Annotated in this window: 17 protein-coding genes; 11 read left to right on the forward strand and 6 right to left on the reverse strand. The window is 66.6% G+C overall.

What is annotated here, in order from left to right:
• The first annotated feature begins 241 nt into the window (after nucleotides 1-241).
• The 7 genes from ORI60_RS16755 to ORI60_RS16785 all read left to right on the forward strand — a co-directional run bounded on the left by ORI60_RS16755 (nucleotide 242) and on the right by ORI60_RS16785 (nucleotide 8,949).
• The gene (locus ORI60_RS16755; protein WP_266038251.1) at nucleotides 242-661 is read left to right on the forward strand and encodes a very short patch repair endonuclease; all 420 of its coding nucleotides are present in this window, start codon (nucleotides 242-244) and stop codon (nucleotides 659-661) included.
• Between the two features lie 197 nt (nucleotides 662-858).
• Nucleotides 859-2,913, forward strand: a complete 2,055-nt coding sequence (locus ORI60_RS16760; RefSeq protein ID WP_266038252.1) for a helix-turn-helix transcriptional regulator — start codon at nucleotides 859-861, stop codon at nucleotides 2,911-2,913.
• A complete protein-coding gene (locus ORI60_RS16765) occupies nucleotides 2,910-3,887 on the forward strand; it encodes a hypothetical protein (RefSeq protein WP_266038253.1) in 978 nt (325 codons plus the stop codon). The genes ORI60_RS16760 and ORI60_RS16765 overlap by 4 nt, the downstream gene beginning before the upstream one ends.
• A complete protein-coding gene (locus ORI60_RS16770; RefSeq protein WP_266038254.1) occupies nucleotides 3,887-4,783 on the forward strand; it encodes a DUF6339 family protein in 897 nt (298 codons plus the stop codon). The genes ORI60_RS16765 and ORI60_RS16770 overlap by 1 nt, the downstream gene beginning before the upstream one ends.
• Before the next feature lie 99 nt (nucleotides 4,784-4,882).
• Nucleotides 4,883-5,863, forward strand: coding sequence for a DNA cytosine methyltransferase (locus ORI60_RS16775; protein WP_266038255.1), 981 nt, complete (start codon nucleotides 4,883-4,885; stop codon nucleotides 5,861-5,863).
• 46 nt (nucleotides 5,864-5,909) lie between these two features.
• Nucleotides 5,910-7,019 carry a DNA cytosine methyltransferase gene (locus ORI60_RS16780; protein ID WP_266038256.1) on the forward strand — a complete coding sequence of 370 codons (1,110 nt, stop codon included), beginning with the start codon at nucleotides 5,910-5,912 and terminating at the stop codon, nucleotides 7,017-7,019.
• Between the two features lie 643 nt (nucleotides 7,020-7,662).
• The gene (locus ORI60_RS16785) at nucleotides 7,663-8,949 is read left to right on the forward strand and encodes an ABC transporter substrate-binding protein (RefSeq protein ID WP_416234417.1); all 1,287 of its coding nucleotides are present in this window, start codon (nucleotides 7,663-7,665) and stop codon (nucleotides 8,947-8,949) included.
• Between the two features lie 9 nt (nucleotides 8,950-8,958).
• Here ORI60_RS16785 and ORI60_RS16790 read toward each other — a convergent pair whose 3' ends face one another.
• Nucleotides 8,959-9,801: an alpha/beta fold hydrolase gene (locus tag ORI60_RS16790; RefSeq protein ID WP_266038257.1), complete on the reverse strand. Its 843-nt coding sequence runs from the start codon at nucleotides 9,799-9,801 to the stop codon at nucleotides 8,959-8,961.
• Between the two features lie 24 nt (nucleotides 9,802-9,825).
• Nucleotides 9,826-10,830 (reverse strand): NADP-dependent oxidoreductase, encoded by a 1,005-nt coding sequence (locus tag ORI60_RS16795; protein WP_266038258.1) that lies wholly within the window; start codon nucleotides 10,828-10,830, stop codon nucleotides 9,826-9,828.
• A gap of 124 nt (nucleotides 10,831-10,954) precedes the next feature.
• Here ORI60_RS16795 and ORI60_RS16800 point away from each other — a divergent pair, with 124 nt between their 5' ends.
• Complete coding sequence (locus ORI60_RS16800) at nucleotides 10,955-11,527, forward strand: TetR/AcrR family transcriptional regulator (protein WP_266038259.1); 573 nt, start codon at nucleotides 10,955-10,957, stop codon at nucleotides 11,525-11,527.
• Here the strand turns inward: ORI60_RS16800 and ORI60_RS16805 are convergent.
• Nucleotides 11,524-12,006 (reverse strand): MarR family winged helix-turn-helix transcriptional regulator, encoded by a 483-nt coding sequence (locus ORI60_RS16805; protein ID WP_266038261.1) that lies wholly within the window; start codon nucleotides 12,004-12,006, stop codon nucleotides 11,524-11,526. The two genes, ORI60_RS16800 and ORI60_RS16805, sit on opposite strands and share 4 nt — an antisense overlap.
• Nucleotides 12,007-12,070: 64 nt before the next feature.
• Between ORI60_RS16805 and ORI60_RS16810 the strand changes: the two genes are divergently transcribed.
• Entirely contained in the window at nucleotides 12,071-13,465 is a 1,395-nt protein-coding gene (locus ORI60_RS16810; protein ID WP_266038262.1) for an LLM class flavin-dependent oxidoreductase, read from the forward strand.
• Nucleotides 13,466-13,521: 56 nt separating this feature from the next.
• Complete coding sequence (locus ORI60_RS16815) at nucleotides 13,522-13,995, forward strand: hypothetical protein (protein ID WP_266038263.1); 474 nt, start codon at nucleotides 13,522-13,524, stop codon at nucleotides 13,993-13,995.
• Here the strand turns inward: ORI60_RS16815 and ORI60_RS16820 are convergent.
• Nucleotides 13,992-16,079 (reverse strand): M6 family metalloprotease domain-containing protein, encoded by a 2,088-nt coding sequence (locus ORI60_RS16820; protein ID WP_266038264.1) that lies wholly within the window; start codon nucleotides 16,077-16,079, stop codon nucleotides 13,992-13,994. The genes ORI60_RS16815 and ORI60_RS16820 overlap by 4 nt on opposite strands.
• Nucleotides 16,080-16,143: 64 nt before the next feature.
• Nucleotides 16,144-16,923 (reverse strand): hypothetical protein, encoded by a 780-nt coding sequence (locus tag ORI60_RS16825; protein WP_266038266.1) that lies wholly within the window; start codon nucleotides 16,921-16,923, stop codon nucleotides 16,144-16,146.
• 241 nt (nucleotides 16,924-17,164) lie between these two features.
• On the opposite strand from ORI60_RS16825, the gene ORI60_RS16830 reads away from it, so the two are divergent.
• Nucleotides 17,165-18,475 carry a DUF2252 domain-containing protein gene (locus ORI60_RS16830; RefSeq protein WP_266038268.1) on the forward strand — a complete coding sequence of 437 codons (1,311 nt, stop codon included), beginning with the start codon at nucleotides 17,165-17,167 and terminating at the stop codon, nucleotides 18,473-18,475.
• A gap of 448 nt (nucleotides 18,476-18,923) precedes the next feature.
• Here ORI60_RS16830 and ORI60_RS16835 read toward each other — a convergent pair whose 3' ends face one another.
• Nucleotides 18,924-21,893, reverse strand: a complete 2,970-nt coding sequence (locus tag ORI60_RS16835) for an AfsR/SARP family transcriptional regulator (protein ID WP_266038269.1) — start codon at nucleotides 21,891-21,893, stop codon at nucleotides 18,924-18,926.
• Nucleotides 21,894-22,016 lie beyond the last annotated feature (123 nt).

A 22,016-nucleotide genomic window follows, 5' to 3' on the forward strand; every position in this document is an offset into this window, starting at 1 on the left:
CACCCCCGACCGCCGGGGTTGGTGCGGGCCACGCGCCCACACCCCCGGCCGTTCGTACTTTCTTACGCGTTAGCCTCGAGCCTTGCTCATCAGACTCGCCCCGAACCTCAGGCTGGCCGAGCCTTCACATCTCCTTGGACTACCACGTCGAGGGTGTACCGACCCTCATGCAGTCCATCCATCGACGTTCCGTGCGGCCCTTGACCGCCGACGGCGATTGGTGGCGCGACACAATGTCACCGTGGAGCCGCCGGAGACGACACCGCAGACCCGTGTTCGCATGAGCCGCCAGAAGTCACGGAACACACAGGTGGAGATTGACCTGCGTAAGGCCTTGTACGCCGCAGGCCTGCGCTACCGGGTGCACCGCCGTCCGATGCCCGGGGTACGACGGGAGGCGGACATCGTCTTCACCGGGATCAAGGTCGCAGTGTTCGTTGATGGTTGCTTCTGGCACGGCTGCCCCGAGCACGCGACGTGGCCGAAGACCAATGCGGAGTTCTGGCGAACCAAGATCGAGGGAAACCGACGCCGCGACGCTGATACGGACGCGCGATTGACCGGCGACGGATGGCTGGTCGTTCGAGTTTGGGAACACGAGGCGGCTGACGCGGCCGCCGTCCGCGTGCGCGAGGTCGTAGAGAGTCGACGGAGGAGGTAGCACTACGCGCGGTCGCGGCGATACGTGTCCATAGGGTCGTATGGACCCAACGCTATCTACTGAATTTTGATTCATGTAGCTCTGTCAAATTTCAGCTGATAGTGTGACCGAGCTTGCTCGATGGGGTGAGCCGGACACGAGGCGTGGAGGCTACGGCTGCGATGAGCCCACAGCACGGGGAGATCTTCGGTTCCTGGTTGGCGCGCCAGCTCCACCAGGCCGGCATGACTCAGGCGCAGCTCGCCGACAAGATTCCGATCACCCGAGCGGCGGTCTCCGCGTGGGTCAACAACCGTGCCGAACCCCGGCCGGAGACTCAGCGCAGGATCGCCGAGATCCTCGGCACTGACCCGGCGTCGATCTACAACCGCACCGATGTGGCGCCGAAGAAGCCTCTTCAATGGCACCACCGCCTCGCGCACAAGGATGGTGGGCGTGAGTATGGGAATGCTGCGGCTTTCGCCTTCGACGCCGACCTTTCGGCGCTCGCTCGTGAGGCGACTCAGAACTCCCTCGACGAGCGCTACGACTCAAGCAAGCCCGTCCGCGTGCGCTACACCCTGCACGAGCTGAACGGACAACATCTCGACACGTTCCTGGAAGCGGTGAACTGGAACGAGCTTCGTGGGCACTACGAGCAGGCGGCGGCCGCGGGGCAGAAGGTCTCTCATAGCCTGCGGGCCGCACTCGACGACCTGGATGAGAGGAACTCGCTTGTCCTGCTGAAGGTCGATGACTACAACGCTGCCGGACTCACTGGTGATGAGTACGGCGACGGCAGGTTCGCCGCAGTGGTCCGCAGACAGCTTGACAGCTACAAGGAGTCCGGTAAGCAGGCAGGTGGGTCGTACGGGCTCGGCAAGGTCACGCTCTGGGCGACGAGCCGCTTCAGCCTCGTGCTGATGAACTCGACGCTCTCCGAGCCCCACGAGGGACGCACCGAGCGACGGGTGATCGGGCGACTCGACCTGCCGTGGCGCGAGGTCGACGAGCTCGCTTTCGCGGGCCCCGCGTGGTTCGGCCAGCGGGAGACGGATCCGGACCACGAGGGTGTTTCCCGCTCGTGGTGGGCGGACGATCAGACTGTTCACGACCTGCACCTGGAACGGCTCACGAAGGAGCCTGGCACGTCGTTCCTCATCGTCGGCGCCCACGACGCATCTGGCGACACCGTGCAACTGCCGGAAATGCACGAGAAGCTGGTCAAGTCGCTGGCCGACAACTTCTGGGCGGCGATGATCGGCGGGCGGGACGGCGGTCCGCTGTTGGAGGCCACCGTCGTGACGATGCGAAACGGCCAGACGCTCGTCGAAGAGCGGGTCGACCCGCACGCCTCCCACGCTGCGCTGAGCCGTGCATTCCAGGCATACCTGGACGGGGACACGGTGGAGGAGTTGACGTCAGGCACTCAAGTGGCTCGTGCTGACGTGCGCCTCGTTGTCCCACCCCGCCGAGGGGAAGCGGGCAAGAAGAAGGGCTGCGATCACGACGCTGTTCTGCTCGTCACTCCCGCAGAGGAGGACGACGACGAGGCCAACCGCGTGGTGTACATGCGAGGCACCCGGATGACCGTCACGAAGAAGCGACCGCGAGACCTACCACTGGGGGCGACGCGCTTTCATGCGGTGTTGCTCGCTGGTTACGCCACCGGCCGGGACAGCGGCGATGTAGCCCTCGCCGAGCAGTTCCTCCGCGCGTCCGAACCTCCTGAGCACGACGATTGGGAACACACGGAGGAACTGACCTCTGTCTACGTACGCGGTGCGCTCAGCCGCCTTCGGGAGTTTCGCCTCGAGATCGACAAGGCGGTCCGGCAGCTCGTCGGCCGCCGCTCCACGAGCAAGGGTGAGGGGCCCGCGGCGCTCCGGGAGCTGCTGAAGCTCGACGTGTACGGCGCTACCGGATCCCGTGGCGCGCAGGGTGTCCCGACGGTGCGCAACATCAGCGGGCACGTGGACGACACCGGAGCCTGGAACGTCCGTGTCGACCTCAAGCTTCCCAACGCGGACGATCCGTGGCTCCTCACGCCGGTCGCGAAGTTCGATGTGCGGTCCGGTGGCCGTCCTGCCGTCGACTGGAAGGAGCTCATCGCCACCGAGAACTGCCGCATGGAGGACGGCAATCTGGTCATCGGCGCCGGCGTGCGCTCGGCCACCTTCTCCGGTGTCACCGATCCGTCGACCCACCCTGTGCAAGGCAGTCTCGCCCGCCTGGTGGTCGACATCCAGAAGGCGCGCGGAGGTGCGGTGTGAAGCACGTGTTCCCCTATCAGACCCTGTTCGATCCCGTCGATCTCGAGGTCGTCTCGGTGACCGTGGACGGCAGGAGCTTGCCGTACATGCAGATCTCCAAATCCGAGCGCACGATCGCCCTGCATCAAACCGGGCGCACCGAATGGGATGCGGCAACGCTCCAGCTCAAGGCGACACTGCCCGAGCAGGAGATCGCGGTGGGGCCGTGGTCCGACCTTGTCTGCCTGGCAGTTCTTACCGAGAACGCTACGAACGCGCGAAGCACCGCCCGTCTCTCGAAGGGACGCGACGGGTACTGGCACGGACAGATCGAGCTGGTGCATGGTCGTCACCTCAACCGCGCGTCTCTGGCGCTTGCGGTGACCGGTGAGATCGGTGGCGTGCAGGGACGCATCATCGGTGCCACAGACAAGGACTGGTGCATCGACCTCAAGGCGGTGACGCCCAAGCGCCAGCGTGAGATCCCGATCGTGGAGACCGACTTCCGCGAAGGTCCGGAGGAATGGCTACGACCGTTCAAGGACTCGTTGTGGATCGTGGAGACGGTCAACGACATCCCCGTCGTCTACCTGAACACCACGGCGGTCGAGGGACTGGTCGAGATCATGAACGACAAGGGAGGTTCCCCAGGGGAGAAGCTCGTGCGTGACATGACTGCGAGCCAGATCGCACAGGACGTCTGGACGGCCATGTTCCACACAGCGATCAGTGAGCTCGACCTGGACGACGACGGAACTCCAGTCGTGCCCAGCGGTTGGCGTGAGCCAGTCCTCCGGATGATGCTGCCCGACGTGCTGCCAGGCAGACAGCTGACCGACGCCCTGTTCGAGATCAACGAGCGGCGCACCAGCGGATCCGGATGGCCGGAGCTGCAGACGAACATCCAGTACGCGGCCGGCAAGCGCAGTCAGGTCACCAAGAAGCTGACCAACGCGGTGCGCATGGTCGACAGCATGGATAGGAACGGGTCCTGATGAGTCCTGTGCTCGCCGCGGTCTTTCCGCCAGTGCTCGGGCTTCTTTCCGACGCGGCCGTGACCAAGTACCTCAGCCGTGGAATGCAGGCGGGCAAGGAAAATCCGCCGCAGACGGCCCTGCGCAAGGCCGCCACGACATTGTCGGAAGACGAGCCTCGGTGGCGTACAGAGCCGGTGCGCGCGCTGATAGACGAGGCGATGAACCGCTTCGAGGATCAGCAGCCTCGGGTCGATGCCTGGCTAGCGCCGCGCTTGCACGCCACGCTGCGGATGACGCGTGCCGAGGCCGCTGATGGCCGGCTCTGGAACTACCTCGCGATGCTCGTCGCCCCCGATTACGTGGTGTGGCGCCACAAGGACAAGAAGTCAGGTATGGCGCCGACGACGCGGTTCAGCGGCAGACACGATCTACAGGCGTTTTCTCGCTTGTGGTGGGTGGCGGAGTTCTTCCGCGACGGCGCCGACTACCGGCCGGTGGAAACAGCCTGTGTCTACCAGGACGTCATGAACAGCGTGATGCGTCTGGAGGTGGCCGACCACCGCCCGACTGCTGCAGCGATCATCCGCATTGTCGAGCGCCTGATCAGTCAGAAGGTCTCGAACGCGTCGGATCAGATCAACGGTTTGTCGAAAGCGATCAACGCGGCGGGCAGCACGCTCATCTTCGACGTGCTCGCGCCGGACCAGCCCGTCGACCACGACGCGCTCCGAGACTGGATCGCAGACTCGGCGCACATGCCCGACGTGCCGCGGACACGCCTGCCGGACGGTCCGGACGACGGTGCCGTGGACAAGCAGGCTGTGGACATCTTGTTGCCGTTCTTCGAAAAGCTCCTCTCTGAGGCTCCTCTTCGAGACCGTTCCAAGAAGAAGCAAGACGTCGAGAACGAGTGACATATGGCGGTCGAGCTGCCGTATCACCTGACTGCGAATGCCGTACGAGGGGACGCACAACATATGCCAGCAGCGAAATTTCGATCGGGGGGATCGGCCGTGGAACAGAAGCGCCTCAGGTCGCTCGAAGTCTGCGCAGGCGCGGGAGGCCTCGCGCTCGGGCTGGAGCGTGCGGGTTTCGACCCTGTCGTCGTTCTCGACAACCGCGATGTCGCGTGCGAGACCCTGCGCCTGAACCGGCCGGACTGGGATGTTCGACAGATGGACCTGCTCGACTTTGATCCCGCTGACGACCAGCGTGTGTACGACGTGGACCTGTTGTCAGCGGGCCTGCCACGGGTGAAGTCGTCGGCCGCGACCAACCGACCTCGCGGCAGCGACGTCGAGCTGAGGCTCCTCGACGCCACAATCATGCTCATGCACGGCGTCCAACCGCGGGCTTTGCTGATCGAGAACGTGCCCGACCTGGCGACCAGTGACCAGTACCTGGACGCGCGCAAGGAGATCGCAGCCGAGCTCGTTCACCTCGGATACAGCGCCAGGTGGTTGGTTGTCAACTCGTCCGACTACCGCGTGCCGCAGGACCGCAAGCAGGGTGTTCTGGTCGCTTTCAAGGATCGGTCGGCGGACGACTTCGAGCTGCCCCCAGCGCAGGGACCCGCGCCATCCGTAGGGGCCGTACTGCTGGACTCCATGGCCTCCCGGGGATGGACTCAGGCAGCCGAGTGGGCGGCGGGAGCCGACCGGCCCGCTCCCACTTTGGTGGGCGGCTCCTGGAACAGGGGTGGGCCCGACCTCGGACCGACCGGGTCGAAACGAGCGTGGGAGGCGATGGGGGTCAACGGTGGCACAGTTGCCGACTTTCCGCCGCCGGCGGACTTCCACTGGGACCCCACCGCCGGGCCTGCTCACATGGTCCAGCTCACCGTCGCGCAGGCTGCCCTCCTCCAGGGATTCCCAGCGGACTGGCGTTTTGCCGGTGGAAAGACCAAGCAGTACCGCCAAGTGGGCAACGCCTCGCCGCCACCGGTGGGCCACGCCCTCGGACTGGCGATCCGCAAGGTTCTGGATGGACACTGACCCGCTTCCTCGGGACGTGGAGGGACACCGGATAAACTCCGTGCCCATGATCCCTGAGCAGCCCGTATCTCTTCAGCCTGGGCAGATCCACATGGTGGATCTCTTTGCCGGGCCTGGAGGATTGGACGTAGCCGCACACTGGCTGGGTATGGCTGTGGACGGGATCGAGTGGGACGGCAACGCCTGCGCGACCCGTGTCGAGGCAGGGCTTCGGACCTGGAAGGCTGATGTTCGCGACCACATGCCGTCGAAGTTCAAGACGGCCACGGTCCTGGCGGGCGGTCCGCCGTGTCAGACCTACACAGTCGCAGGCAGCGGCACGGGTCGCCGTGCTTTGGAGCAGGTGCTCAGATTCGTCAAGCGAATGGCGGCAGGCGAAAAGGTCAAGGAAAGCCTGGCCGAGTTGGACGACGACCGCACGGGATTGGTCCTGGAACCGCTGCGATGGGCGTTGGAGGCAGTCCAGGACGGCAGGCCATACGACGCCATCGTGCTGGAGCAGGTTCCCGCGGTGCTGCCAGTGTGGAACGCCGTGAGGGAAGCGCTAGAGGGCGTTGGCTATAAGGCGGACTGTGGCATTCTCCACACAGAGATGTACGGAGTACCGCAGACACGGCGCCGAGCGATCCTGATCGCTCGGCGTGATCGCAAGCCAAGCCTTCCGGCGCCGACGCATCGCCGTTACCGCAAGGGCGTGCCGCCGACCGAAGGTGATTCGCATCTGCTGCCGTGGGAGACCATGGGCAAGGCGGTTCACCGCGACTCACCGTACGTCGTGATCTCCAACTACGGCACCGGGGGAGATCCCAAGGCTCGCGGAAGGCGCACATCCGACGAGCCTGCGGCCACTGTGACGGGCAAGGTTTCACGCAATCGCCTTGTGACGCATGATGAGCACGAACTTGAGCGGTTCAGCATCGCTGAGGCAGGGCGTCTGCAGACGTTCCCCATCGACTACCCGTGGGCGGGCAGGGACAAGTCCCAGCAGATCGGCAACGCAATTCCACCAAGGCTTGCCGCACACGTACTGGCTGCCGCCTTGGGAGTGCGACTCGACGAGTCGGCGCTCGACGCGGCTGTGCAAGGCAAGTGGGAAGTTACCAAGAACAGCAAGCCTCTCGCCCCGAAGGATCAGCATCTGAATATGGAGCCGTGAAGCTTTCAGCATTCCCGTCGACTGGCGTGAACAACCCGCGACGAGGCCCTGCGTTCGGACTCAGTGCGCCAGTGCGGGTAGACGTCGAGCGAAACGCAGCTGTTCAGCCGAAGCCTCTGTGCGCTGCCAATTGGGGCGTCTAAGAGAAGTCCGAGGCCTTGGGATCGCGATAGGTGCGACGAGCGGTGACCAGGCCGGAGGCTGTTCAGCGCCCTTCCAGGGGACCAAAGACGAGGCGGTTCGTGTTCGTGGACAGCACGAACCGGGTCGCCTTCGTGCGTTCTCCGAGGCCAAGCCCAGACCCCAGTCGGGGCCACGCTCACGGATCCCCGTCGTAGATCCGGACGTTCGTGCAGCGTCCTGTTGAGGACACCTGGCAGAGCTGCTCACTTCGAGCGAAGCCTCCGATGATTTTGGGAGCGCTCCCAGAACTGCGGACAACTTTGCGCTCACCCAGCCACTCGACGAAACCGCCCAGACCGGCGCCATTTAAGTCGTAAATGACAAGTTTCTTCTTCTCTGCAACCGTTTGAGTACGAAGAGTACGTCTTGAGCGAAGGTGCTTGACACCTTCGACTGACGTCTTCAGACTCCCCAAATCTGGGAGCGCTCCCAGTTGCTGTCGCCGTCAGAGGAGCTTCGCGTGCGTCCGAACCGCTGGATCAGCGTGGTGATCTGCGCCGTCGTGTCCGCCGCCGTCACGTCGTGTGGTGCGGGTGGGGTGGCCAACCGGAGCGCTGACGGCAAGACCGAGCTGACCGTGGCCACGTTCAACGAGTTCGGTTACGAGGAGTTGTTCAAGGCGTACGAGGCCGCGCACCCGGACGTCAAGATCACCCACCGCAAGACGGGTCAGGGCGCTCCGCACCACCAGAACCTCTTCACCAAGCTGGGCGCGGGGGCCGGCCTCGCCGACGTCGAGGCGGTCGAGGAGGGGTACCTGAGCCAGGTCATGGCCAAGTCCGACCAGTTCCACGACCTGCTGGAGATCGGTCCGAAGGAGGTGACTCCGGACCGCTGGCTGAAGTGGAAGGCCGACGCCGCGACCACCAAGGACCGCAGGCTGATCGGCTACGGCACGGACATCGGCCCGCTGGCCATGTGCTACCGCAAGGACCTCTTCGCCCAGGCCGGCCTGCCCTCACAGCCCGACGACGTCAAGCGGCTCTTCGCCACGTGGGACAGCTACTTCGCGGCGGGCGACAAGTTCGTCGCCAAGGTGCCCGGCGTGGCCTGGTTCGACAGCGCGGCGCAGATCTTCAACGCCATGCACAACCAGCACGACGTCGGCTACTTCGACAAGTCCGACCAGCTGGTCGTCGAGTCGAACCCGGACATCAGGAGCGACTGGGCCGCCGTCACGAACGCCGTGGCCAAGGGGCAGTCGGCGAAGCTCGTCGCGTTCAGCAACGAGTGGAACACCGGCTTCAAGCTCGGCAGGTTCGCCACCAAGACGTGCCCGTCGTGGATGCTCGGCGTCATCGAGGCCCAGGCGGGGCCGGAGAACGCCGGCAAGTGGGCCGTCACCGACGTGTTCCCCAACGGCGGCGGCAACTGGGGTGGCTCGTACCTGACCGTGCCGAAGCAGAGCAAGAACGCGGCCGCGGCCGCGGCGCTCGCGGCCTGGCTGACCGCTCCGGAACAGCAGGTCAAGGCGTTCCAGGCCAAGGGGACGTTCCCCAGCCAGATCGACGCCCTGGAGAACAGGTCGCTGCTGGAGCACGTCAACACCTACTTCGACAACGTCAAGGCAGGCGCGCTGTTCGCCGCGCAGGTGCAGAAGGTCAAGGCGGCGCAGCACAAGGGCCCTGCCGACGGGCAGATCCAGGACAACGTGTTCGGCCCGGCCCTGCAGTCCGTCGAGCAGGGCAAGCGCGCGGACGAGGCCTGGAACACCGCCGTCGCGGAGGCGAAGAAAACCGCCAAGTGACGGCATCCGTCACGCCTCGAGGAACTCCAGAGCTTCGGCGACGAACTCTTCGTGGCGCTGGAAGATGCCGCCGTGCCCGGCATCGGGGTACAGCGTGAGCCGGGCGTCGGGCAGACGCCGGGCCAGGTCGGCGGAGTTGCCGCTCGGCACCATCCTGTCGTGGTCGCCGTTCGCGACGAGGACCGGCTGCTGGATCACCGTCAGGTCGGAAGGCCGCTGAACGCCCCACTCGTGGATCGCTTTGAGCTGGTTGCGGAACGCCGTCACGGAGATCGACCTGTCCCTGTCGTGCGTGCGTTCCTTCAAGCGGTTCACGAACTGCCGGGCCGCAGCCTTGCCGTCGGCGGTCCGGGTGAAGAACAGGTACTCCTTGGGATCCCTGAAGGTGAGTGCGGCCTTCAGGCTGTCGAGCAGGGTGACGGCGGTGACCCTGTCGATGCCTTCGCCACCGGCGGGGCCGGTGCCCGCGAGGATCATCCTGCGGACGAGCTGTGGTTCCTCCGCCGCGATCACCTGGGCGACGAAGCCGCCCAGTGAGAAGCCGAGCAGGTCGACCCGGTCGTGGCCCAGTGCCCGGATGAAGGCGACGGCGTCCCGCGCCATCGCGTCCACCGAGCGCGGTGTCCTGCCTCGGGATGCACCGACTCCGCGGTTGTCGAAGGTGATCACCCGGTGCCTGGCGGCGATGCCGTCTACGACGCGGGGGTCCCAGTTGTCCAGCACGGCGGCCAGGTGGTTCAGGAAGATCACCGGCGTGCCGGTGTCCGGGCCCAGTTGGCGGTAGGCGAACGTCGTTCCGCCGACGTCCACGGTCTGGGTCGGCGTGTCCTTGTGAGCGGTGAGCACGGTCATGACAACTCCTTCTCGGGCTGGCTCCTACCTGACCTTCACGACGACCTTGCCCTTGGCGCGTCCTGTTCGGACGTACGCCAGGGCGTCGTTGGTCGCCTCGAAGGGGAAGACCCGGTCGACGACCGGTTCGACGACCCCGGCGTCGACGAGCGAGGTGATCTCGGCCAGCTGCTGCCCGTTCGCCCGCATGAAGAGGAACGAGTAGGCGACCTGGCGGCGTCGTGCCGCCTTCCTGACGCGGTGGCTCAGGACCCTCATCACCGGCCGCAGGATCCACGGCCCGCCGAGCTCTCTGGCGAAGGCGGGATCCGGCGGGCCGGAGATCGAGACGAGCTTTCCGCCCGGCTTCAGCACGCGCAGCGACTTCTCGAGCGTCTTGTCGTCCAGGCTGTGCAGCACCACGTCGTAGTCGCGCAGGACGGCCTCGAAGTCGTCCGCGCGGTAGTCGATCACGACGTCGGCGCCGAGCCGCCGGACGAGGTCGACGTTGGCCGTGCTGGTCGTCGTGGCCACGGTGGCGCCCAGGTGCTTCGCCAGCTGGATCGCGAACGTCCCCACGCCGCCGGCACCCGCCTGGATGAAGACCTTCTGCCCCTCGCGCAGGCCGGCTACCTCGACCAGCGCCTGCCAGGCGGTCAGTCCGACCAGAGGGATGGCGGCGGCCTCCTCCATCGTGAGCCTCGCCGGCTTCAGCGCCAGGTCGTCCTCGCTGACGGAGATGAGCTCCGCGAAGGTGCCGATCCTGCCCTTGTCCGGCCGGGCGCAGACCTCGTCACCGGGCTGGAACCCCCGCACCCCGGCGCCCACCCGGACCACGACACCGGCGACGTCGTTGCCCAGGACGAACGGCGGGCGGTAGGGCAGGACGAGCTTGAACTCCCCGTCCCTGATCTTGAGGTCCAGGGCGTTGACGCCCGCGGCGTGGACCTGGACCAGGACGTCGTGCTCCCCCACCTCCGGCTCGGGCACGTCACCGGCCCGGAGGGCGTTGCCGCTCTTCCCGTAGCGGTCGACGATGAACGCACGCACGTCAGCCCACCTTCCAAGCGATTGTATTACGACCATACGACCATAAGCTCGGACGTGAGCCAGCGGCAAGGGATCCGGCGGATTTGAATTATGATCGTACTAACATCGAGGCGCGGAGGGGCACGTGGCGCGGTACGGCAAGGAGCACAAGCTCGCGACGAGGCAGCGGATCATCGAGACGGCGGGCCGCCGGTTCAAGCGCAGCGGCATCGACGGCTCCGGCGTCGCCACGCTCATGGCGGACGCGGGACTCACCAACGGCGCCTTCTACGCCCACTTCGAGTCCAAGGAGGACCTGGTCGCCACCGCGGTCTCCGACCAGCTGCGCGAGCAGCGCGAGCGACTCGCGGCCGTCGCACCCGGCCGCGCCGGGCTGGAGCAGATCGTTCGCGCGTACCTCTCCCCCGAGCACCGCGACCACCCGGAAGAGGGCTGCCCGTCCGCGGCCCTGCTCGACGAGATCAGCCGGTGCGGCGAGCCGACGAGGCGGACCTACACCGACAGCGTGCTCGCGATCATGGACGACTTCGCCGCGCGCCTGGCGCCGGAAGACCCGGAGTCGGCCCGCACCACGGTTCTCAGCGTCTACGCCCTGATGGTCGGCACCTTGCAGCTCTCCCGCGCCCTGACCGATCAGAAGCTCGCCGACGACCTCTTGGAGCAAGGCATCCGCAACGCGCTGGCGCTGCTCGATTAGGGCGTGCTCGCCGCGATGTCCTGCACGGCCTGGCAGGCACTCGGCACCGGGTCCAGCTCGTTGACGTGCCCGGCCAGCCTGCAGAGCAGCGCCTTGAACGTCTCCCGGTCGCCCGCGGAGAGGCCGGAGAGGACGTGCGCCTCGGCGTGGGACAGGCGCAGGTCCAGTTCTCGCAACCGGGCGCGCCCCACGTCGGTCGCCACGACCAGGCGGGTGCGGCGGTCGGTGGGGGCCGGGCGGCGTTCGACCAGCGACGCCCGTTCCAGGTCGTCCAGCAGGTAGGTCATGACCGTCCGGTCTATGCCCAGCTGCTGGCAGAGCGCGGACTGGCTTTCCGGCTGGTCACGGGTGGCGGCGGTGAGGATCTGGTAGCCGCGGTGGCCGCCCGGGAGGTCGCCGACGGCCTGGTTCGTCGCCTTGACGAAGGCGCGGAACACCACGCCGAGGGTCCAGCCGAAGTCGTCCTCTAGCGCGGTCACCCGGCCAATGATAGCCGCGACAGAACGTCTGTGAAGCAGAACATCTGCGTGGCATACTTTCGGCATGACAGACTACGGCCACCCACTCGAGTTCGGGGTGTTCCTGCCGCCCGGCGCCGAGCGGTTCGCCGACACCTTGCGGCTCGCTCAGGCCGCTGACGTGCTCGGACTGGACCTCGTCAGCATCCAGGACCACCCGTACAACGCGGCGAACCTCGACACGTGGACGTCGTTGTCGGTCATCGCCGCGTCCACCACCAACGTCCGCGTGTTCCCCAACGTCGCGAACCTGCCTCTCAGGCCGCCTGCCGTGCTTGCGCGCGCGGCGGCGAGCCTTGACGTCATCAGCGGTGGGCGCGTTGAGCTCGGGCTTGGCGCGGGCGCGTTCTGGGACGCCATCGCCGCCATGGACGGGCCGCACCGCACGCCCGCCGAGTCGGTCGAGGCGCTCGAAGAAGCCATCGCGGTGATCAAGGCACTGTGGACACCCGGTCGCGGCATTCGCCTGCACGGCAAGCACTACTCGCTCAACGGGGCGCGGCCCGGACCGTTCCCCGTGCATGAGATCGGCATCTGGCTCGGTGCCTACAAGAAGCGGATACTGCGGCTCACCGGCCAGAAAGCCGACGGTTGGCTGCCGTCGAGTCCCTATGCGCCACCGCAACAACTCAAAGCGATGAACGCCATCATCGACGAGGCGGCACAAGAAGCCGGGCGCAAGCCCGAGGACATCCGCCGCATCTACAACATCGGAACCGAGTTCACAGCCGAACAACTCGCCGAACTGGCACTCGACGACGGCATGAGCGGATTCGTCCTGATGGTCAACACCGACGACGAGCTGCGCACGTTCGCGGAAGAGGTCGCACCGGCCGTGCGCGAGATCGTGCAGAAGGAACGCGGTCCGAAACTCCTGTGGGACGAGTCGACGCGACCAAAAGGCCCGGCGCCTGAAGCGGACGCCGTCTACACCGCTTCGGGCAGGGCGATGGGCCGTCAGCTGATCGGCGTCCACAACCACCTGCGCGAGGAGCTGACGAAGGTCCGCTCGATCATCAAGCAGGCCGTGGACGGCACGATCGACGTCGGCGAGGCGCGGTCCGAGATCAACACGATGACCATGCGCCAGAACAACTGGACGATGGGCGCGTACTGCGAGAGCTACTGCCGGCTCGTCACCATCCACCACACGCTCGAGGACACCAGCCTCTACCCGCAGCTCAGAGCGGGTGACGCACGGCTCGGGCCCGTCCTCGACCGGCTGACCGAGGAGCACCACGTCATCCACGAGGTGCTCGAACGCCTGGACGCCGCCCTGGTGGCCACGGTCGCGGAGCCGCGGAAGATCGTCCAGGTGCAGGAGGCGGTCGACCTGCTCACCGAGACGCTGCTCTCGCACCTGTCCTACGAGGAGCACGAACTGGTCGAGCCGATGGCCCGCATCCCGTACCACCACTGAGTGCACTTGGGCGTGTGCGGCGCCGCGGTGCCGCCGGCTGCCAACAGACTGGGTGCGTGGACACCAGGAAGCGAGTCGATCCCGTCCGGCGCGGTCGCACCATCCTGGGGGCGTCGTTGCTGCTCACAGCCGCCGCCGCGGGGACGAGAGCCGCCGTCGGGTTCCGCTACGCGCCCGAGCAGGAGGCCGCGATCCGTGCGGAGGACGGCCTCGACGTCACGGTCGCGCTGCACACCGGACTGACCTACGCGTGGCTCTTGTTCGCGGTCCTGACCGCAGCGGCCGCGATCCCGTTGCTGCTCAGCGGCTCGGGCCGGACGTTCGCCGCCGGCGTCTGCTACGCGCTCGGCATGCCGTTGCTGCTGTTCAGCATCGGCGTGATCGCCCCGATCACGACGGTCCAGACGCTGACGTGGCCGGCGTGCGGCACAGTCCTGCTTACGGGGTGCTTCGTGGTGCTGACGTCAGGACCTGTGCAGCAGCGGGAAGCTCCGAGCCGGCGCGGGCCGGCTCGGAGCCGTCGCCACTAGCGGCCGGTCACCGTGCAGGTGGCCGTCGCGGACTTGCCGGGGTTGCTCTCCGACACGGCCGTCAAGGTCACCTTGGACATGAGCGGCCCGCCGTTGCGCTGTGCGTGCACCGGAACGTCGACCCGTCCGCCGAACTTGGCCGTGGCCAGCGCGTTCGGCACGGAGACCGTCCAGCCGTCCGCGGCCTTCGCCGTCACGCGGTAGACGTCACCGTCGAGGTACTGGTCGACGGGCTCCGGGTGCTGCCCACCGGGAGGCGCCGTGCGACCGGTGTTGGTCAGCGGGAAGCGGCACGTCGCCACGCCCGACGAGTCGGCACGGGCCGCGGTCGGGTTGACCCGCACACCGCGCTGCTGCGGACCCGCACCGTCGAGCGACCGGATCGCCACCGTGTAGGACAGCACGCCTTGGGCGTCGCGTTGCAGGTCCAGCACGTAGAAGTGCAGGCGGTTGGCCGTGTCGACGAACTCGAACTCGCTGCCGGAGTTCGTGCCCGCGTGGAACAGCGCGTCGGACAGCTGGCGGTAGTCGCCGATCGTGATCGGGACCTTGGTGCCGTCGGGCAGGACGTAGTCGGTCATGCCGATGTCCTGCGGGTTCGCGTCGATCACCCACGTGAACGGTGCGGCGTCGACGTTCTTGGTCTTGGCCAGCATCACGCCGGAGTCCGGGGTGAACGAGTCGGCGCCCATCCGGTCCACGACTTCGAGCGTGTAGTTGTTGTAGCCGCCGCCGTCGCAGAACGGGTTGGTGGAGACGTTGCAGGACGGGGACTTGTCGCCGGTGCCCAGCGCGAGGTTGATGCCGGTCAGGCCGGTGGCGCCGGGGTTGACCTCGCGGGCGGTGATCTTCGCGATGACCGTGCCGGAGCCGGCGAGGGCCTCGCGGGACAACCGCAGGACGTTCTTCTCGTCGACGATGCCGAGCTTGATCTTGTTGCGCAACGTCTGCTGGGCGCCGAGCGACCCGCCGCCGGTCGCCGGGATGGTCCAGCGGGAGTGCGGACCGCCCGGGCCGTTGAACGAACCGCGCGACAGCATGTCCCACGGGCCGCTGTAGTCACGGCGCGGCGGGCTGCCGTACGGGTTGTTGTAGTTGTCGCCGATGCCGAGGATGTGGCTCAGCTCGTGCGCGTACACGCCCTGGCCGGAGCTCTCGGCCTGGGTGGACGAGCCGCCGCCCGCGTTGGGCCAGATCGACGAGCCCGCGGCCCACGAGGTCCAGTCGACGTAACGGGTGCTCGACCAGTTCGGCAGCGCGGGGTCCGGCGGGCCGAAGTCGTCGGTCACGTCCTCCTTGGTCCGGAACTTCATCATCCCGAACTCCTGCCAGGTGCCGGACTCGTCCTGGCCCGCCGACAGGTAGTAGATGAAGTCGTAGCCCGCCGGCACCTCCGCACCGACGTCGGCCACCCACGCGGCACGGCCGTCGGTGCGGATGTTGCGGTTGCAGGAATCGCCCGCGGGACACCCGGTTCCGCCCTGGAACTCCATGGCGTACTCGTGGTCCTTGCCCGGCATCGTGTACGGGCCGAACGCCTTCAGGTCGACGCCGTAGCGCCCGCCGGAGGTCTCCATCCAGTACTCGTGCACGGTGTGGCCGCGGTTGAGGGCGTTCGGCTTGTTCAGGAAGTCCTGGTAGAACTGCCCGACCTGGGCGCGCGGCACGTTGCTGGCCTCGGCGCTCGGGTTGCCGAACACCGTGGAGTTCTTGGCCTGCGTGACGACGAACGGCTGGTTCGGGTAGTCCAGCAGGACCAGCGCGCCCTTGAAGGTGCGCACCGAGCCCTTGACCGACGGGTCGGCCCAGTTCGTGCCGGGGATCTTCTTGTAGTCCCGTTCCCACGTCATGTGGTCGGGGTTGACCCAGTTCTGCGGGTCGATCGGGCCCGGGAAACCGGCCTGCGCGAGCACGCGGGCGGAGTCCCTGGACTGCTGCCACGGCTGTTGCTGCGGCCAGTGGTTGTACTGCCAGTGGTTCGACGGTTCTTCCGGAGGGGCTGCGGCCGAGTTGCCGGCGGTGAACATCGCGATCGAGAGGAGCGCGGTGATCAGCAAGGCAGGGCGCCGGTGTGTGCGTTCCATGTCCTCACCGTGGTGCAGACCGGCCCTGGTCAACCACCCGTCGATCGTCTGCTGGTCAACGGATTCAGGGCACGAGCGCCCAGGCCTGCTGCGCGCTGGCCTTGCAGAAGGCGAGCCACCGGCTCTGCGTGGTGATCACGCCGTCGGAGCCGGCCCGGACCAGGGCGGCCGAGGAGTCGCGCTGCGTCTGCGGGCCCCAGTCGCCGTCGATGCCGGTGGAGTAGCCCCAGATGTACTGGCAGGCGGCCTGGACGAAGTAGGTCTGGGTCGCCGAACCGGTGGTGAAGCTGGAGTCGCCGCTGCCCGAGATCGCGTTGTCGACGTGGGCGTGGTTGTGGTGCTCGGCGTCGTCCAGGTACGAGATGACGTGCCGGAAGTGGTAGTGCAGTGACGCCATCGTTCCCCAGTAACGGATCCGCGCGGTGCGCAGGGCGTCGCCGGTGGAGTTCCTCCACTGGTCGTACCGGCCGTTGAAGGCGGTGAACGTCGCGCCCGTGTCGCGGTTCGTGATGAGCATGCGCGCGAGGTCGAACGCCCTGCCCTCGCCGTGCATGCCGGACTTGTTCACGTACGCGCCGTACGAGTAGATCTTGTGCGGCGCGGTCCAGTGGTACGGCGTCCAGTTCCGCCAGTGCACGTGCCAGGCCTCCAGGCGGGAGTAGAAGCCGGGTTCGTAGCGGAAGGACGTCGCGGCGCCGTTCACCTCGTAGAAGGTCGGCTGCGAGTTGATCTCGCTCTGGGTGACGAGGGCCGCCGCGGAGGCGTTCCCGGTGCCGAGCAGAACCGCCGCCGAGCCCGCCACACCCGCGGCGAGAACGCTCCGGCGAGACATCGATCCGTTCATGCCCGGCAGTCTTTCGCCGGGCATGAACGCGTTCCCTAGTCCTGCGACCAGTCTTCGGCCACCGGCACCTCCTCGACGACCTGTTCTTCGAGCATCCGGCGAATCTGCTCCTCGCTCGCACCGAACATGAAGCACATGCCCACGACGTTAGGCGGGCGTCCTCGTGCGAGCTTCTCGATTCCTGCCCGCTCTTTGCGCGCGCCCGGCTTCTCTCCCGGACGACCGCGTGCTGGGATGCACCATGACCGAACGTGGCGACCGCATCGTGAGCGTGCTCGAAGAGGCCTTCGCCGGCCTGATGGCGGCCGACCCCGCCGCGTTCCGGCACAAGTTCCGCAAGATGGCGGCCGAGCCGTTCGCGTTCTACCGCGGCAGCGCCTGCCTGTTCTACGCCGACATGGCCGAACTGCCCGACCAGTGGGCCGACGAGCGCACCGGCCGCATCTGGATCCAGGGCGACCTGCACGCGCAGAACTTCGGGACCTACATGGACGCCGAGGGCACGCTGGTGTTCGACGTCAACGACTTCGACGAGGCCTACCTCGGCTCGTTCACCTGGGACCTCCGCCGCTTCGCCGCCTCGATGGCCCTCCTCGGCTGGCGCAAGGCACTGCCCGACAGCGTGATCACCGACCTGATCAACACCTACGTCACCGCCTACGTGGCCCAGGTCCGTTCGTTCGCCGAGCACCCGGACGACGAGCTCTTCAGCCTGCGCCTCGACAGCACCGAGGGCGCCCTGCACCGCGTGCTGCAACGCGCCCGCCTCGCGACCCGGATCGGCCTTCTGGAGGAGAAGACCGTGATCGTCGACTACGAACGCCGCTTCCGCCGCGACCGCGAAGGCATCCACGAACTGCCGGCCGACGTGCTGAAGGCCGTCACGCTCGCCTACGAGTCCTACCTGGACACCATCCCGACCGGCAAACGGGCGTCGAGCCGCACCTACGCCGTGAAGGACGTGGTGGGCCGCAGCGGTTTCGGCATCGGCTCAGCCGGCCTGCACGCCTACAACATCCTGGTGGAGGGCCGCTCCCAGGCGTTGGAGAACGACGTGGTGCTGTCCATGAAGCAGGCCAACGTCGCCGCCCCCAGCCGCATCGTCCCCGACGCCAGGATCCGCGAGTACTTCACAGACCACGGCCACCGCACCGCCGTCTCGCAGCGAGCCCTGCAGGCCCACGCCGACCCGTGGCTCGGCCACACCGAGATCGGCGGCGTCGGCTACGTCGTCTCCGAGCTCTCCCCGTACGAGGCCGACCTGGACTGGTCCGACCTCACCGAGCCCGCGGACATGCTGCCCGTGCTCGGCTACCTGGGCCGCGCCACCGCGAAGATGCACTGCGTGGCCGACTCGGACTCCGCGCAGACCCTCGTCGACTTCCAGTGCGAGGAGGCGATCGCGGCGGCCATCGGGGACCGGGACGCCGAGTTCTCCGAGTCCGTCGTCGAGTTCGCCCTCGGATACGCGCGACAGACGCGGGAGGACCACCGGCTGTTCGTGGACGCGTTCCGGGACGGCCGGATCAAGGGCGTCGACTCGACGGCGTAGACCACTTCGACGGCGCCGGCACCACCTGGACGGGCATCCGATGCTCGTCTGTTGTCCCAGGTGGGCGCGCCACTACCCACCTGGGACGACCAAATGCAAATTTCTTTCAGAACCGGGCGGGGGTCCCGGTTCGAATTCGAACTAGTCCAGGCTGGCGTTCTGAGGGATCTCGTACTCGACGCAGTCCGCCCAGTGGCGACTGTTCGTCTCGACTGACGTCGGAGCCGCGTTGGCCTGCACCGATACGGGACCCACAACGAGGGCAACAGCGATCGCCAGTGAACCCAGCACCTTCTTGAGGGGCTTGATCGTCCGCTCCTTAGTTCGTGATGCGGTCGGGGACCAGAGTCATTACGGCTTGGAATAGTTCCAAGCACCCCACCGTCACGTCAAATCGGGGGACACCCGACCGGGTGATCAAGCCCAGAAAGATACTCTCAAGTAATAACTACGCTTGGCGAACCTGGGCGTCGCGCTCCACAACGGGTGAATGCACCCGAGCAGCGGGTACACCGATTTCCGCTTGGAGGTGACGCAGTTCGGAGGCCACCTGCCCCGCGCGATCGGGATCCAGGTCGAGCAGGATCGCCTCGGCCCGCTCGAGCGCCTCGACGGCACCCTCGCGCTGGTCAGCCTGGCCGAGAATCCGGCCGAGCACGCAGAGAGCGGTCGCCTCGCTCAACGACGCTCCGGCACGACCGCAGAAGCGAATAGCCTGACGCGCATACTGTTTAGCGTTCAACAAATTGCCCGCTTCAACCTCGATCTGCGACAACAGCGCACACACTTCACCAACTCTTCCGATCGCGAGCTGACGGGCGTGCTTCCACAAGGCGTCTTCAGCGAATGCTCGCGCCTCGGCGGTGCGTTCACGGGCGAAACTCAGTGAGCCGAGCAGCTGCAGAATCGTCGCTTCGGATGCCTCGTCACCCTGCGTTTGAGCCAACGACAGTGCCTGATGGTAGTAAGACGCAGCCTTCTCGTATTCGAAAGCTTTCTGATAGGCCTCCCCGGTCCTGAACAGAAAGATCCGCTCCAGGCCACGGCCGCTTTCTCCCAGCTGACGCACCAGGTTCAACGCCCTGATGTGTGAATCAAGACCCATCGGGATGTTCCCCGTGGCCACCAGAATTCGCGCGCCGGTGTGCAGGCAGATCGCGATCCCCGAAGTCTGCTCTCCACCCGCCCGCAGATAGCCGAGGTGTGCGGAGTGCACGTAGTGCTCCGCTCGCCCGTACTCCTGACGCAGCAGGTAGGTGTGACCGATCTGCTGCATCAGGTCGGCCGCAGCGATCTTCGCCGGCTCGCCGAGCGACTTCGCCGCGTCGAGTCCGGCGTGCAGTAGGTGAAGCACCTCGGCGGTCAGCCCTTGCCTGAGCCAGATCTGGCCGACCAGCTGTGGAATCTGCATGGCGTACTCGAAGTGCCCGGCGTCGATCGCGAACCGAACGAGAGCAACGATGTTCCGCGCTTCGACAGTGCACCAGCGGTGGGCGGAGGCCGAGTCGCGGAACTCGATCGCTCCAACGTCGTTCTCGACGTCGAGCGTCGGCACGCGGACCATCGCGGGCAACACCCGCACGTCCGCGTTCTCCGCTGTTCGCAAGTAGAAGTCGAGCATCCGGTGTTCGACCACCGTCCGCTCCGCTGGATCCTCGAGCAGCCCGGCCGAGAACTCGCGCAGCAGGTCGTGCAGCTTGAACCGGTCCAGTTCACCGGCCTGCTCCAGCAGGTGGGCCTCCACCAGGGCGTCCAGGGCTTCCTGCACGCGGTGCACGGGCAGCGACGCCATGGCGGCCGCGACGCGCACACTGATGTCCGGCCCTGGGTGTGCTCCGATCGTGCGGAACAGAAAGCGGGCGTCAGGTTCCAAGGCGCGCAACGACTGCATGAACACCGCACGTGGGCCATGCATCGTTCCGATGTCGAGGACGCCTCGTTCGCGGAAGTGGTCGACGAACGCGCTCAACCGCACGCCCGGCCTGGTCGCGATGTGGTTGGCGAGAACCTTCAACGCGATCGGCAGACCTCCGCAGACCTGAGTCAGCTCAACCAGTTCGCCGCCGGATCCGGCCCTTTCGCCGATTCGGTCGAGCAGCAAGCGGCCCGCGTCTTCCGTTTCGAGCGGGCCGATCGGGATTCGTCGCGGTGCGATGCGAGCCGCGAGCCCGGACAGCTTGGACCGGCTCGTCACCACGACCACGCAGGACGAGAACAGCGGTAGCAGCGGGTGGATCTGACCGACGTCACGGACGTTGTCCAGCACCACCAACAGCCGGCGACCGGACAACAGCGACTGGAGCTTGGCCAGGCGGTGCTCCGGGTTGGCGATCCGGTCCGGCGGTACGCCCAGGCCCTGCAGGAAGCGGTCGACGACGGACGAGGCGTCGAGGACGGCTCCGTCGGAGAAGCCCTGCAGGTCGACGAAGAGCACGCCCGGGAAGTGGGAACGGTGGGTGTGCGCCCAGTGCACCGCCAACGCAGTTTTGCCCACCCCAGCGGAACCCGAGACGACCACGACACCGGGCTGTGCCGCCATGGCGTCCAGCGCGGCGAGCTTGTCCTCGTGACCGACGAAAGCGGGAACGTCCAGTGGGAGTTGTTGTGGCGCCGGAACGTTCGCCGTTCCGGTGACCGGTTCGACCTGGACCACACCGTTTTCCTGAAGCCTGTCGTGAAACTTGCGCAGATCGTCTGCAGCCACGTCGTTCCGGTCGACCCGGAATGCCTTGTGCATGCTGAGATACAGCTGCGTGGCTTCCTCCGTCCGCATCAACCGGTGCAACGCGTCGAGTCGCCGCTTCAGCAGTACCGGGTGCAGCAGGTAGTCCGGTTCCAGGTCGTCGAGTGTCTCCAGGACCGCGTTGTACTCGCCGAGCACCAGGAGCTCACCGCACAAGAGGTTGTAGGCAGGTATCTGCTGGTTCAGCAGGGCGTTGCGCCGCCACGCCGCGGCACGATCGGACTTGAGGTCCTCGAGGGGCACCTGGCGCTGCCAGATCGTGAATGCCGACCGAATCGCACTCAGGGCTTGCTGGTGGTCACCACCGCGAGCAAGTTCGCGTGCGCGACCGAGTTGGTCGCGGAACTGGAAATAATCCACGACGTTGCGTGACACGTTCAGCCTGAACGCGCCATTGGACACCGACAATTCCACACGGTTCGGCAAGGAGTCGAGTGCGTTGCGAATTCGGGAGGAATACAGGTGCAGCGCCTGGTTCGGATTCTTCGGCAGTTCGCGCTCGTCCGACCAGACCCAGTCGATCAACTCCGACGCAGGTACGGAGGCCCCTGGTCGCGTGAGCAGGACCGCGAGCATGGCCCGCTCCTTGGGCGGCCCCCATTGCGTGTCGACGTCGTCGCCGACCCGTATCCCCGTTGGCCCCAAAATCGTGAATCGCGCATCCACGAGCGCCACCCCTCATCCCCGACCGAAGAGTCTCCTCCCTGTTCAACACCAATGCAATGCACTCGTTCGGCCGAACGTGACAGTTCGGTGACAGTCCATTGACATATGGACGTGAATTGCGCGCAGAAGAGG

This window comes from Lentzea sp. NEAU-D7 (assembly GCF_026242055.1).
Classification (GTDB): domain Bacteria; phylum Actinomycetota; class Actinomycetes; order Mycobacteriales; family Pseudonocardiaceae; genus Lentzea.

What these genes read in the sequence shown, in the direction of transcription:
- ORI60_RS16770 (WP_266038254.1), top strand. Translation starts at nt 3,887, where the DNA reads ATGAGTCCTGTGCTCGCCGCGGTCTTTCCGCCAGTGCTCGGGCTTCTT.
- ORI60_RS16780 (WP_266038256.1), top strand. Translation starts at nt 5,910, where the DNA reads ATGATCCCTGAGCAGCCCGTATCTCTTCAGCCTGGGCAGATCCACATG.
- ORI60_RS16790 (WP_266038257.1), bottom strand. Translation starts at nt 9,801, where the DNA reads ATGACCGTGCTCACCGCTCACAAGGACACGCCGACCCAGACCGTGGAC.
- ORI60_RS16810 (WP_266038262.1), top strand. Translation starts at nt 12,071, where the DNA reads ATGACAGACTACGGCCACCCACTCGAGTTCGGGGTGTTCCTGCCGCCC.
- ORI60_RS16820 (WP_266038264.1), bottom strand. Translation starts at nt 16,079, where the DNA reads ATGGAACGCACACACCGGCGCCCTGCCTTGCTGATCACCGCGCTCCTC.
- ORI60_RS16825 (WP_266038266.1), bottom strand. Translation starts at nt 16,923, where the DNA reads ATGAACGGATCGATGTCTCGCCGGAGCGTTCTCGCCGCGGGTGTGGCG.
- ORI60_RS16830 (WP_266038268.1), top strand. Translation starts at nt 17,165, where the DNA reads ATGACCGAACGTGGCGACCGCATCGTGAGCGTGCTCGAAGAGGCCTTC.